The sequence below is a fragment of the Flavobacterium magnesitis genome (assembly GCF_041729735.1).
In the GTDB taxonomy this organism is placed as follows: domain Bacteria; phylum Bacteroidota; class Bacteroidia; order Flavobacteriales; family Flavobacteriaceae; genus Flavobacterium; species Flavobacterium magnesitis.
This window is the reverse complement of sequence record NZ_JBCFQK010000011.1, coordinates 1-14341: the sequence shown is the minus strand read 5'-3', so window position 1 is coordinate 14341 and position 14341 is coordinate 1. Positions and strand designations below refer to the sequence as shown.

The window sequence follows — 14341 nt, the reverse complement described above, 5'->3', positions numbered from 1 at the left end:
GTTTTAAGAACCGGGTTTAAACAAATCAGGATGTTTAAAATTTCGGGTAACAAATTTAAAAGCTGCGCTTAAAACAAAACCCATTGAAGTTGCATTTTTAAAATTCAAATCGTTAGTATAACGATACAATTCTAACTTTAATTGTTTGAGATGTTCTTCAGGAGCAATAGCATCATTAGACATAATGCGAAGTATTTTTTGGATTCGGGTTTCGGCTGAAAGAATTCTTTTGGCTAAGGCAGCTCGCTCTTCATTTTTGTATTGTTCAATCGAACTGTCTTGCAATTTTTCCTTTATCAATTTTATCATCGGAAAATTTTCCTTGAAAAATTGTGGCCGATAAATCTTAAAATTGCCTTCATAACATTGCTGATCAAAATCGATTGCCCGAATTTTATAAACTACCTGATCAAAATCATGAATAGGAACAATCACGTAATTATACGCTCGCATATCGCCTAAAAGCCGAATCATACAACGCTCATTGAATTTCACGAATTCTTTGGCTATTTGAGATTTTTCCATTTCAGAACAATTTTCGAGTAAGGTTTCCATAAAAACATCACCTGGAATTCCAATAATATGTTCTTCAATCAAGGTGTCTTGGTACACTAAAAAATTGATTTTATCTGGCGATAAAATGTGTTCTAATTCCAGTCCATAAATTCGAGAAGCATCGGCTTTTTTAACGTAAAAATGCACATAATTGTCGTTTAAAATATTTCGCATTTTTATTCGAAAAGGTTTCGAATTTCCAAAAGTACAGTAGTCAATAGCATCGACATTCAAAAACTTGATAATTTCTGAATTTCCATCTGAATGCAATAAAGAATAGACTTTCTTTAAATTCAAATCAATTTCTGCTCTTTCATATTCATTATAAAAAACTCGTACCCACAAAGTATCTTTATCAAATTTATCATAAACATTTATAGAACCTGAAAATCGGAGCAAATCATGGTAAGAAATGGCTACTTTAGAAATTCTATCAAAACGTTCTAAATAATCAAAAAGAGTTGGATTTATAGGATAGCTGGGCTTTTTAAACAATGGAGAAATATCGCTCATTCATAAGTTTATTTATGCAAATTTACACTAATTATTTTAAAGCTAAGCTTTGAAATCAGAGCGTTTAAAGCTATTAACACAAAAATACCTCTATAAATTAAAATCGACTTAATTACTGATTACCAACCACTAAGAGCATCAGTATTAGTTAAGGAGTAAAATACTTTAAAAAAAAGATGTTATTCGTCGATTTTATTTGTGTACTGGTATATTCTTAAGTATTTTTATTTTTTAGACGATTTAGTTAAAGTATTGATAGATACTAAAAAAATTAAACGATCTTATATTTTTAATAGAAACATAACCCCCAAAAATCAAAATTCAATGTAATGCTTTACTATGACTATTTATGAAAATTAAAGAGGAATTTTGTATTAAAGAAACTTTTGAAATTGGAATTTGGGACATCAATGTAAAAAAAAATACTATTTTTTGGGACACTAAAACCAAACAAATATTTGAAGTATCAGAATCTTTTATTCCTGATTATAAAAACATATCTGCTTTTATAAACAGGAAAAATCTAATTCATTTAAAAAAATTAATCCAAATAGCAGCGGAAAACAAAGTCCCTATTCATGGTAAATTTCAAGTAACTACGGCAAAAAATAAAATTAAATTTATAGAATGCATTTGCCAAGTTGATTGGGTTGATAATATCCCGATCCGAATTTACGGCACTTTTAAAGATGTGAGTTTAGAAGAAGAACGAACCATGGCTATGGAATCTGCAGCCGAGAAATTTTCTTCCGTTTTTTCAAGTGCGAATGATGCCATTATCATTATTGACACTAAAACTGGATATATTACGGATTGTAATAATCGTACTTATGAACTTACTGGATTTAAAGACACTGAGTTAATTGGTTCGCACAATTCCATTTTATTTCCAGTAGATAAAAGAACAGAGATTCAGTTTTATTTAAAAAACAAAATAAAATTAAACACTTATTTTGTCAAGGAAACTGCTATAAAAACCAAAGACGAAAACATAGTTCCTGTACAAGTTGCTTCAGGCAAAAAGTTTGAAATTGACAATCAAAGCTACTTAGTTTGTTTTTTTAGAAATATGACTAAAAAGAAACAAATAGAAGAAAACTTAGCTTTACTATCACTAGTTGCTTCTGAAACTACCGACTGCATCATCATTACCAATTGCGAAGGAGAAACCATCTGGGCAAATCAAGCTTATATAAAACTTACTGGTTTAACATTAGAAGAAATTATTGGAAACCAACCCAATTATCTTTCTTCTGAACCTGAAGCGAATTGTGAAACCTTAAAAAAGATCACTCAGGCCATAAAAGACAGGGAAGAAATTAAAGTTGTTTTTCAACATTACAACAAGCAAAAAGAAAAACATTGGCTTGAGTTAAGTATTACTCCAGTATTTGACAACGAAGGAAATTGCAATAAATTTATTGGTATCGAAAGAGACGTAACTTCGACAATGGAGAAAGAAATTGAACTCAAACACATATTAGAAGTCACTAGCCAGCAAAATGATAAACTTTTAAATTTTGCCCATATTGTGTCTCATAACATTCGTTCGCACACCAGTAATTTATTAATGGTTTTAGATGTAATCGAGAATACAAACAACACCGCTGAAAAATTAGCTTTTATTGATATGTTTAAAGAAGGAACGGAAAAATTATCCGAAACTATTGAAAATCTCAATGAAGTAATTACCATCCAAAAGAGTATCAATATCAAAAAGACTACAATTAATTTAAAGTCTCAAATAGAAAAAATCACTTCTCCTTTTAAGAATAAAATTACAATTACCGAAAGTATCCCTACTGATTTAAGTCTAAATGTAATACCAGCTTATCTCGAAAATATTCTGTACAACATCTTGACTAATGTGCTAAAATACCAGTCACCTAACCGAAATCCTAAATTAGAAATAAACCATGAAACTCAGGAAGATTTTCATATTATTTCATTTAAAGACAATGGTTTAGGAATCAACATCGAAAAAAACAAACACAAATTGTTTGGCATGTACAAAACGTTCCATGGTAATGAAGATGCAAAAGGCATCGGTTTATTTATAGCCAAAAACCAAATTGAAGCCATGAAAGGAAAAATTGAAGTAGAAAGCGAAGAAGGATTAGGCAGTACTTTTAAACTATATTTTAATGAAAAATAAAATTACTTACGTTATTGATGATGATAAATTATCTATAAAACTTATGAGTATGCTTATCTCAAAAAACAATTTTTGCGATGAAATCATCTCATTCTACAATCCTCAAAATGCGTTGGACGAACTTAAAAATAATGCTGCAAATCCATCAAAACTTCCCGATGTTATCTTGTTAGATTTGAATATGCCAGTACTTGACGGTTGGCAGTTTTTAGACGAATTTACTCAGGTTGACTTTGCAAAAAAAATAGTGATTTTCATCGTTTCCTCTTCTATTGATCCTTCTGACTTAGAAATGGCAAAAAACTATCCTATAATTAAAGATTACATTGTAAAACCGCTAAGTTCCGAAAAGCTAAAACATGCTTCTTTATTAATTGAACAAGAAGTTTGCTAAAACATCTTTAAACTAGAAATCAAAACCATTATAAAACAGAGAATTATAGTAACTTTGTTAGACTATGAAAGTTTTTGGAACTATTTTTTACTGTTTTTTGTTTTATTTTATGAGTTCGCCATTGCGAGCACAATCCATTAATGTAGATGATACTAAGACCGCTTTAGAGTTAGTAAACTTAATTAGCAATAACAGCCCTTGTGTAGCAATAACTAATGAAAATGTTTCTGGAGACGGCTTCAGTCCGGGAAAAAATAGTTACGGATCTTTTACAAATACTTCCCCTAACTTTCCGTTTCAATCAGGCGTAGTTTTAAGTACCTGGAGCAGCACGCAATCTGAAGGACCGTTTGTAAGAAATCGAGGTGGTGGCGAAAATGAATGGTTGGGAGATTCAGATTTAGACCAAGCCTTAAACATCAATTCTATTAATGCTTCAGTTCTCGAATTTGATTTTACTCCACTAACTAATACTATTAGTTTTAATTATCTTTTTGCTTCAAATGAATATCAAGACAATTTTCCTTGTGACTATTCTGATGGTTTTGCTTTTTTAATCAAAGAAAAAGGAAGCTCGGCAGCTTATCAAAATTTAGCTGTAATTCCTAATACTTCAACAGCTGTTTCATCAATGAACATTCGTCCAGCTATTAGTTTTATTGACACAAATAACAACGTTAAAAGTTGTCCCGCAGTTAACGAATCCTATTTTGGACAATTTAACAATAATCCTAACAATGCAAGTCCCATTAATTATGCAGGGCAAACTAAAGTTTTAAACGCCACAACCGATGTTATTGCTGGAACTACTTACCACATCAAATTAGTCATTGGCGACGACCAAAATCCGTATTATGATTCGGCTATTTTTATTGAAGCAGCCAGTTTTAATTCGGTTATAGACTTAGGAAACGATAAATTATTAACAACCAACAATGCCGTTTGTTTTGGAGAAGATTACATATTAGACACTAAATTATCAACAAATTACACCTATAAATGGTACAAAGATGGTATTTTATTAAACTTAGAAAACAATCCTTTTTACACCGTAAAAAGCCCCGGAAACTATAAAGTTGAAGTCACTCTCAATCCTTCTGCTTGTGTGGTAACCAATGATATAAAAATTGAATACACACCTGAAATTGTTTTAAAAAATAGCAGCTTAATTCAATGTGATATTGACGAAGATGAAAAATCATTATTTGATTTAACTCAAGCTGATTCTGAAATAAAAAATAACAATTCTGGTTTGAGCGATGTTACTTATTACGAAAATTTAACTGATGCAATAACGGATAACAATCCTATACTAAATAGCAGTAATTATATTAACTCATCAAATCCTCAAACTTTATTTGCTAAAGTTACAAATTCATACAACTGTTTTAATTATGCCGAATTGACTCTAGAACTTTCTAACGATATTATTCCCAACAGAGTAGCAACAATAACGGGAGTTAAAACAACTAATTTTGCTGGAAATAAGAATACCGTAACTATTGAATTCAGTGGTTCTAGTGATTACGTATTCTCTATTGATGGAAATTATTATCAAGATAGCCCTGAATTTTTAAATATTCCAGCAGGAAACTATATAGCCTATGCAAATGATAAAAATGGTTGCGGGATCTCTAATCCTTTTTCTTTTAGTATCTTAGATTATCCAAAATACTTTACCCCCAACGGAGATGGCTATAATGATTTTTGGACCATTAAAAACTTAAATTTACTGCCCCCAGCTACTATACATATTTTTGATCGTTACGGTAAACTTTTAAAACAGTTCAACTCTTCAAATTTGAATTGGAACGGAACTTTAAACGGTCATTTATTGCCTGCTGATGATTATTGGTTCAATCTAATTTTTGAAGATGGCAAACACATCAAAGGTCATTTTTCATTAAAAAGATAGATAATCGTTTATAATTAATACATTTATCAAATGAGAAAGTTACTTTTAGTAAGCATTATATTAATGGCTGTAAACTGTTGGGCACAGTTTAGTAAAACCCATTATATCCCGCCATTAACTAGTCAAACAGAAAATATAACTGCTGAGGATCATTATTTGTATATCTCTACACCAAGTACTAAAAATGTAGCTATAAAAATCATAGAAATTGGTGGACAAATTATTAATGCTACAGTTAGCAATAATACTCCTTATATCTATTCTATCGGAAGAGGAGACGACACCCAATTATTGACTCCAAAAACAGTTCTTGGGAAATTAACTAATAAAGGATACATTATTGAAGCTGATGATTTAATTTATGTGAGTGTAAGACTCAACGCTTCACCCAATCAAAACAATGGCTACAATCATGCAGGAGGTATTGTTTCTAAAGGAAATAGTGCTCTTGGAACAACCTTTAGACTTGGAGCTATGCTCAATCCTTTATACGACCAAACATTACTCAATTTTGCCTCTATACTTGCAACCGAAAACAATACAAAAATTACTATCGAACTCCCAGTTGGAACAGTATTAGCCGATAATTCTGTCATAAATGCACCCATTGTAATCAGTTTAAACAAAAATGAAAGTTATGTAATCGCTTTGGAAAACATTGAAAATATCCAAAAAAATAGCGCTAAATTAATTGGTGCATTAGTTCAATCAGACAAAGCTATCGCAGTCAATTCTGGATCTTTTGGCGGAAGCAATAGTAGTTCTCTCTCTGAAAATCAAAATGAATTAAGACCAGAAGGAAGAGATCTTGGTTTTGATCAAATTGTTCCTTTTGAAAAAACTGGTAAAGAATACATTTTTGTAAAAGGCGAAGGTCCAGATGAAATTGAACTTGTATTGTTAATTGTTCATACACCTAACACAGCAATTTATTTAAACGGAAATACAACACCAAGCTACATCCTTCAACCTGGAGAATATGCAGCCATTGATGGGTTTCAATTCATCAATAATAATTTGTATGTACAAACAACTGAAAATGTATTTGCATACCAATGTATTGGTGGTTTAGCACAAAACCCTCCTCCTTACAACAGGGAAAATCCAAGAAACAATCCGACAGCCAATCAAAATATGTTTTTTGTTCCTCCTTTAAACTGTGCAACACCAAATACCGTTGATAATATTCCTCAAATTCAATCCATAGGAACAACCATTTATTCAGGAAGATTAAACATTATAACCGAAATTGGAGCAACTGTATTAGTAAATCATAATCCCATTAATGCTAGTGCTGTAAGTGTTACAGGAAACCCAACTTACGTACGCTACACCGTCAATGGTATTAGTGGTAATCTTAGTGTAAAATCAACCCGACAAGTATATGTATCTTATTTTGGCACCAATGAATCTGCTACTTATGGCGGTTATTATTCGGGATTTGACTCTAAACCCGAAATTACTTCTGCTAAAATTAATGTGGGGACATCCGCTTGTATTCCAAATGTAGTTTTACAAGTTAATACCATTTTGAACTACGATACTTTTGAGTGGTATTTTAACGACAACCCTATTATTGATTCCAATTCAAGTTCATACACTCCTTCTCAACCTGGATTTTATCAGGTAAAAGGAAGTATCTCTGGCTGTGGTACAACAATATTCTCAGATATTATTCCAGTTAGCAATTGTCCTACTGATATTGACAACGATACCGTAAATGATAATATTGACCTTGACAACGATAATGACGGAATTACAAATTGTACCGAATCTTATGGCGACCAAAACATTAATATTTCCAATTTAAATTCAGGGAATATAATTATTGGAAATTACTCTAATTCGTTTACAGGAAATTTAACGACTTCAACAATTACCAGTCCAACTCTTTTTTCTGGAAGTTCCGATGGTAGTTTTATATCTGATATTCCTGCAGGAAAAGGAAATTTCGCAAAATATAATTTGACTTTTACTCAACCTATAAGCGTTGGAATAGAATATGCTCCTACTGCAAATCCAACCGATTTATTAAATGCAAATGCTGAATATATTGTTTCCACCGATGTGGATAAAACCATTACAGTTCTCAATCCAAACAATCAATTATTAATTGACACTAATTATGATGGAATTTATGAAAGTGGAGTAACCGAATATTCTTCTTTCGAAATTCGATTTCAAATAAACGGAATTGTACCACTAGAAGCTGGAACTGGAAATTTTAAATTTTTAACTCATTTAGTCAATTCCATCAGCTTTACGCACAAAAATATTTCTGAAACCGAGGCTAATAAAAGTACACTTCAATTTTTTGCCATTTGTGTACCAAAAGACTCCGATAGTGACGGAATTCCAGACCAATTAGATCTCGATAGCGACAATGACGGCATTCCCGATGCAATAGAAAGCCAAGACAATAATTTTGCATTAAGTTCAACTGCCGATGGTAATCGCAATGGTATATTTGATATTTTCGAATCAAGACTTGCTCCAATAGATACTGACAGCGATGGAGTTCCTGATTATCTCGATTTAGATAGTGATAATGACGGAATTTTAGATTCAACAGAAACTACAACTGACACAGATGCTAACGGAATACCAAATTATCGTGATTTAGATAGCGATAACGATTTATGTAATGATGTTATTGAAGCTGGTTTTTTAGATTCAAATGGTGATGGGATGCTTGGAGCAATTGCACCACCTACAGTAGATACAAATGGATTAGTTACCAGTGGAACTGCTTACACAGCTCCAAATTCTAATTACATTACAGCCGCACCAATCCTAATTACAACTCAACCTGTTATTCCTCCAACATGCGACTTACAAAACACCTCTATTTCAATTGTAGCAAATGGAGACAGTTACCAATGGCAACTTTCTACTAACGGAACAACTTGGAGCAATCTTACCAATAATAGTATTTATACTGGAACTTCTTCCAATACTTTAAATATCAACTCGGTTAACCAAATGATGAATGGATATAAATACCGCGTATTTATTAATAGAGTTGGAAATTCCTGTGGTTTAATTTCGAATGAAACTACTTTGTCAGTTTTAAATTTACCAGTTGTCAATTCTACCACTATCAAGCAATGTGATGATGATTTAGATGCCAGAACCACTTTCAATTTAACGGTAAAAAACAATGAAATTTCAAATAATTATACAATTGAAACATTTAGTTATTTTACCACTTTAGCAGCTGCAAACACAAATGATTCAACTCAAAAAATTGCAAATCCATTAGCTTATGTAGCTAATAATGGAACAACTATTTGGATTCGAGTAGAAAATGAAAATGCTTGTTTTTCAGTAGCACAAATTAATTTAGTAGTTGCAACAACCCAAATTCCTGCCAATTTCAATATTTTATTCGAAAATTGTGATGATTTCATCGATGCTGCAAATAATGATTATGATGGTATTTCAGCATTTGATTTCAGTAATGCCCAAAATACTATTTTAGCACTTCTTCCTTTACCAACAAACAACTACTCCGTAAAATATTATGAAACACAAACGGATGCTTTATCAGAAACAAATGAAATAATTAATACAACTTCATATCGTAATACACTTTCTCCTAATGAACAAAAAATATGGGTTAGAGTAGACAATGATTCAGATAATAGTTGCTTTGGAATTGGTGAACACATCACACTAAGAGTAAATCCAAAACCTAATATCGACATTAATTCGAATCATCTTGCTGATGTTTATGTTTGCGAAAACTTAGCTGATTTTTATGTTACTCTAGATTCTGGAATACTTGATGCAATTCCAACAACTGATTATACTTATGTTTGGTCTAAAGACAATCAAGTTATAATTGATCAAACAAATGCCACTTTAGAAGTAAATATAGCTGGTATGTATAGTGTAATGGTAACTTCTCAGTATGGTTGTAGCAGAACAAGAACAATTACGGTTACTTCTTCAGACATTGCTCAAATTACTAATATTGAGGTAAACGAGTTAAGTAATAAGAATACTATTCTAATTGTAGTAGAAGGCATAGGAAATTATGAATACAGCTTAGATGATCCTAATGGTTCTTATCAAGATGCTAATTTACTTGAAAATGTTCCCGCAGGCATCCATGAAATATATGTAAGAGATAAAAATGGTTGTGGTATAGCCAATGAGTCTATTGCTATTTTAGGTGCTCCAAAATATTTTACACCTAATAATGATGGTTTTAATGATTACTGGAACATTAAAGGAATCAACACTAATTTTAATTCAAAAACGGTTATCCGTATTTTCGATCGTTATGGGAAATTTTTAAAAGACATCAATCCTCAAGGTAAGGGATGGGATGGAACTTTTAATGGTCATCCTCTACCCTCAGATGATTATTGGTACACTGCCAAGCTTGAAAATGGTAAGGAAATTAAAGGCCATTTCAGTTTGAAAAGATAACTTTTAGAAATTCCAAACTCGAAAACCAAAATTCCAATTCTGCTAAAAATTTAGAACAAAAAAAGTCCCAAATTCCAATAGGAATTTGGGACTTAAAATATTGGAATTTGATAAATTTAGATTTTAAATCTTTTTCTATCAGTTTCTGTCAAATAAATTTTTCTCAAACGAATCGATTTTGGAGTTACCTCTACATATTCATCTTTTTGAATGTACTCTAACGCTTCCTCTAATGAGAAAATGATTGGAGGGATAATCCTTGCTTTCTCATCATTTCCTGATGAACGAACGTTAGATTGTTTTTTAGCTTTCGTTACGTTGATACACATATCATCGCTGCGAGAGTTTTCTCCAATTACCTGACCTTCGTAAATTTCGTCGTTAGGATTAACGAAGAATTTACCACGATCTTGTAATTTATCGATAGAATAAGGAATTGCTTTACCATTTTCCATAGAAATTAATGAACCGTTATTACGTCCAGGAATTTCTCCTTTATAAGGCTCGTATCCAATGTAACGGTGAGACATAATAGCTTCACCAGCAGTAGCAGTAAGCAATTGATTTCTTAAACCAATAATTCCACGAGATGGAATATTAAATTTAACAATCATACGCTCTCCTTTACCTTCCATAGATAACATTTCTCCTTTACGGATAGAAACAAACTCTACCGCTCTACCAGAAAGATTTTCAGGTAAGTCGATTGTTAATTCCTCAATTGGCTCACATTTTTTACCATCAATTTCTTTGATAATAACTTGTGGTTGACCAATTTGTAATTCGTAACCTTCTCTTCTCATTGTTTCAATAAGAACAGATAAGTGCAATACTCCACGACCAAAAACCATGAATTTATCAGCAGAATCAGTTTCACCTAACTTCATCGCTAAGTTTTTCTCTAATTCTTTTGTCAAACGGTCTCTAATATGACGAGAAGTAACAAATTTACCTTCTTTACCAAAGAAAGGCGAATCGTTAATAGTAAACAACATACTCATTGTTGGCTCATCAATAGCAATAGTTTGTAAAGCTTCTGGATTTTCATGATCAGCAATAGTATCACCAATTTCAAAACCTTCTACTCCAATGATTGCACAAATATCTCCAGCAATTACTTGTTGTACTTTTTTACGACCTAAACCTTCAAAAGTATGTAATTCTTTAATACGTGATTTTATAACTTTACCGTCTCTTTTAACTAATGAGATTGGCATACCTTCATTCAATACACCTCTTTCCAAACGACCAATAGCGATACGACCTGTAAAAGAAGAAAAATCTAAAGATGTAATCAACATTTGTGGAGTTCCTTCAGAAACTTTAGGAGCTGGTACATTTTTGATTACCATGTCTAATAAAGGTTCGATGTTTTCAGTTTGATTTCTGAAATCATCAGACATCCAGTTGTTTTTAGCAGAACCATAAACAGTTGGGAAATCCAATTGCTCTTCTGTAGCTCCAAGTTCGAACATTAAGTCAAATACTTTTTCGTGAACTTCTTCTGGAGTACAGTTTTCTTTGTCTACTTTGTTGATAACAACACAAGGCTTCAAACCTAAGTCAATCGCTTTTTGCAAAACGAAACGAGTTTGAGGCATTGGTCCTTCAAAAGCATCCACTAGCAAACATACACCATCGGCCATGTTCAATACACGTTCTACTTCACCTCCAAAATCGGCGTGACCAGGAGTATCGATAATATTGATTTTTGTTCCTTTATATTGAACTGATACGTTTTTAGAAGTAATAGTAATACCTCTTTCACGTTCTAAATCGTTGTTATCAAGAATTAAATCACCTGTGTTTTCGTTGTCACGAAATAATTGACAGTGATACATAATTTTATCAACCAAAGTGGTTTTACCGTGATCGACGTGGGCAATAATTGCAATGTTTCTAATAGATTCCATCTGAGATTTTTAATGGCTGCAAAGGTACACTTTATTTTGATATAAAAAATATTTCTCAAATACTTTACAATTAATAAACGTTTAACATACATACTAGTTATTATTCATAAAAAAATAAGTTTAAATAGATATTTTGCTATTAAAAATTATTAATTATATTTGATTAATGAAAAGCAAAACCAACCAAATAACAATAATATACCTACTTATTGCCTGTGTTTTGGCGACTTTTCTTTACAAAATTACCTCGCTGTATTTAAAACCTGAAAACTATCTCCTTTTCCATTTATTAAAAGATTTTATTTTTATCCTTTTAAGTGCAATAACTTTTAGATACGTTTTATTAAAAAATAAAACTAAAAATAAAACTATTTTTGAAAGGTTAGAAAATACAAATAGTGAAATTAAAGAGTCCAATCAAAAATATGATATAGTAGCCAAAGCAACCAGCGACACCATTTGGGACTGGAAAATTCAAGAAGACAAGCTCAATTGGAGCAAAGGAATCAAAGCAGTTTTTGGATATGAAGAAGATCAAGTTGGAGATAATTCTAGTTGGTGGTTTGGTAATATCCATCCTGAAGACAGCATCAAAATGTCAATAAAACTATACTCTTTTCTTGAACAAAAAACCGAAAAATGGCAAGATGAATACCGCTTTAAATGTGCCGACAATACTTATAAATATGTTCTCGACAGAGGTTTTCTACTAAAAGATGAAAATGGAAAAGCCATAAGAATGATTGGTGCACTTCAAGACATTACAAAACAAAAAGAGGAAGAATTACGATTAAAACTACTAGAAACGGTAATCTTACAAACCAAAGAATCGGTAGTTATTACAGAAGCAAATTTCAACAAAAATCTGTTACCAAAAATCATTTATGTAAATCCTGCTTTTACTAACATGACAGGATATAAACCTGAAGAAATAATAAATAATTCACTTGGAGTATTAAGAGGTCGAAATACTGAAATAAGTATTTTAAAAAGAATCTTTGAAATTATAAAAAACAAAGAAGAAGGTTTAATCGAAATTAAATGCTACAAAAAAGATAAAACAGAGTTTTGGTTGCGCTTTACGATGATTCCTATTTATAATTCTGAAAATGAAGTTTCTAACTGGGTATCTATACAAAGAGACGTAACAGAAGAAAAAAATCAAGAAAAAGAAAAAGAACAGCTTATTAAAGAACTAACACAAAACAACAAAGACTTAAAACAATTCTCCTATATTACCTCCCATAATTTAAGAGCTCCAATGTCTAATTTAATTGGACTATTAAACCTGATTGAAGACATTACAATCGAAGATTCTGAGTTAAGCGAAATAATAAATGGTTTTAGTAAATCAACACATTTATTAAACGAAACCATAGAAGACTTAACAAAAATCATGATCATAAAAGATAATAATTCAATACAAAAAGAAGATATATCATTAAAAGAAATTTTTGAAAACGTATTTAGTCAGTTAACGAATCAAATAGAAACACATCAACCCATTTTAAGATTAGATCTTGAAAATGTAAGTCTGCTAAACACTAATAAAGCTTACATGGAAAGCATTTTATTGAATTTACTCACTAATTCTTTAAAATACAAATCTAATGATCGTATACTAAGAATAACAATAACAGCTCATCAAATTGGAAATACAGTAAAACTTAGTTTTAAAGATAACGGTATAGGCATCGATCTCGACAAAAATAAAGATAAAGTTTTTGGTCTTTACCAAAGATTTCATGATTATCCTGACAGCAAAGGACTAGGTTTATATTTAGTAAAATCGCAAGTTGAAGCTATGAAAGGAAACATTAGTATTGAAAGCCAAGTAAACAAAGGAACCACAATTACATTAACATTTAAAAACAAATAACATGTTAGATTTAATTCTATGTGTCGATGATGATCCAATAACACTTATGTTATGTAAAAAGGTAATCACAAAGGCCTCTTTTTCAAAAACTATAATCACAGCTAAAAACGGAGAAGAAGCATTACAATACTTCAATTCAATTATAAACAAAGAGGAAAACAAACTCCCGAATTTAATTTTTCTGGATTTAAATATGCCAGTAATGGATGGCTGGGAATTTCTTGACAACTTTAATTCTAGTAAATATTCAGAAATCAACACAACTAAAATTGTCGTCCTCTCCTCAACAATAGACCCTGAAGACTTACAAAAATCAAAAAAATACCCAATGGTAATTGATTTTTTATCAAAACCAATTACAACAAACATGTTAAACTACTTAGAATCTAAAATTTAACCATTACCACAACTATTAAATTCAGGATACTTAATCATTTATAAATCGAATACTGAGGGGTAAGAAATGTAGAATTTTTTCTTTTTAGGCTAACCAATATTTTGCGTAATTTTTCTAGCTCCACAGGTTTTCGGATTGATCCTTAACTAATTTTGTACATGCTCCCCCTTAATCCCAAGACGA

Annotated in this window: 8 protein-coding genes; 6 read left to right on the top strand and 2 right to left on the bottom strand. The window is 31.3% G+C overall.

Annotated elements, in window-relative coordinates; all coding sequences use genetic code 11:
* Positions 1-3: 3 nt before the first annotated feature.
* A complete protein-coding gene (locus AAGV33_RS08800) occupies positions 4-1068 on the bottom strand; it encodes a hypothetical protein (RefSeq protein ID WP_373391603.1) in 1065 nt (354 codons plus the stop codon).
* A 349-nt stretch (positions 1069-1417) separates the two neighbouring features.
* On the opposite strand from AAGV33_RS08800, the gene AAGV33_RS08795 reads away from it, so the two are divergent.
* The 4 genes from AAGV33_RS08795 (at position 1418) to AAGV33_RS08780 (ending at position 9969) form a co-directional block, all read left to right on the top strand.
* Entirely contained in the window at positions 1418-3223 is a 1806-nt protein-coding gene (locus AAGV33_RS08795; protein ID WP_373391602.1) for a PAS domain S-box protein, read from the top strand.
* Positions 3213-3617 (top strand): response regulator, encoded by a 405-nt coding sequence (locus AAGV33_RS08790; protein ID WP_373391601.1) that lies wholly within the window; start codon positions 3213-3215, stop codon positions 3615-3617. Before AAGV33_RS08795 ends, AAGV33_RS08790 begins: the two co-directional genes overlap by 11 nt.
* A gap of 64 nt (positions 3618-3681) precedes the next feature.
* A complete protein-coding gene (locus tag AAGV33_RS08785) occupies positions 3682-5532 on the top strand; it encodes a T9SS type B sorting domain-containing protein (protein ID WP_373391600.1) in 1851 nt (616 codons plus the stop codon).
* A 30-nt stretch (positions 5533-5562) separates the two neighbouring features.
* Positions 5563-9969: a T9SS type B sorting domain-containing protein gene (locus AAGV33_RS08780; RefSeq protein WP_373391599.1), complete on the top strand. Its 4407-nt coding sequence runs from the start codon at positions 5563-5565 to the stop codon at positions 9967-9969.
* Positions 9970-10085: 116 nt separating this feature from the next.
* Here AAGV33_RS08780 and typA read toward each other — a convergent pair whose 3' ends face one another.
* The gene (gene typA / locus AAGV33_RS08775) at positions 10086-11882 is read right to left on the bottom strand and encodes a translational GTPase TypA (protein WP_373391598.1); all 1797 of its coding nucleotides are present in this window, start codon (positions 11880-11882) and stop codon (positions 10086-10088) included.
* Positions 11883-12048: 166 nt separating this feature from the next.
* Between typA and AAGV33_RS08770 the strand changes: the two genes are divergently transcribed.
* Together AAGV33_RS08770 and AAGV33_RS08765 are read left to right on the top strand one after the other, a co-directional pair.
* Complete coding sequence (locus AAGV33_RS08770; protein ID WP_373391597.1) at positions 12049-13761, top strand: PAS domain-containing protein; 1713 nt, start codon at positions 12049-12051, stop codon at positions 13759-13761.
* Position 13762: 1 nt separating this feature from the next.
* A complete protein-coding gene (locus tag AAGV33_RS08765) occupies positions 13763-14158 on the top strand; it encodes a response regulator (RefSeq protein ID WP_373391596.1) in 396 nt (131 codons plus the stop codon).
* Positions 14159-14341 lie beyond the last annotated feature (183 nt).

Excerpts from the sequence above, each read along its gene's own strand:
- AAGV33_RS08795 (WP_373391602.1), top strand. The coding sequence starts at position 1,418 with ATGAAAATTAAAGAGGAATTTTGTATTAAAGAAACTTTTGAAATTGGA.
- AAGV33_RS08800 (WP_373391603.1), bottom strand. The coding sequence starts at position 1,068 with ATGAGCGATATTTCTCCATTGTTTAAAAAGCCCAGCTATCCTATAAAT.
- AAGV33_RS08785 (WP_373391600.1), top strand. The coding sequence starts at position 3,682 with ATGAAAGTTTTTGGAACTATTTTTTACTGTTTTTTGTTTTATTTTATG.
- AAGV33_RS08780 (WP_373391599.1), top strand. The coding sequence starts at position 5,563 with ATGAGAAAGTTACTTTTAGTAAGCATTATATTAATGGCTGTAAACTGT.
- typA (WP_373391598.1), bottom strand. The coding sequence starts at position 11,882 with ATGGAATCTATTAGAAACATTGCAATTATTGCCCACGTCGATCACGGT.
- AAGV33_RS08770 (WP_373391597.1), top strand. The coding sequence starts at position 12,049 with ATGAAAAGCAAAACCAACCAAATAACAATAATATACCTACTTATTGCC.
- AAGV33_RS08790 (WP_373391601.1), top strand. The coding sequence starts at position 3,213 with ATGAAAAATAAAATTACTTACGTTATTGATGATGATAAATTATCTATA.
- AAGV33_RS08765 (WP_373391596.1), top strand. The coding sequence starts at position 13,763 with ATGTTAGATTTAATTCTATGTGTCGATGATGATCCAATAACACTTATG.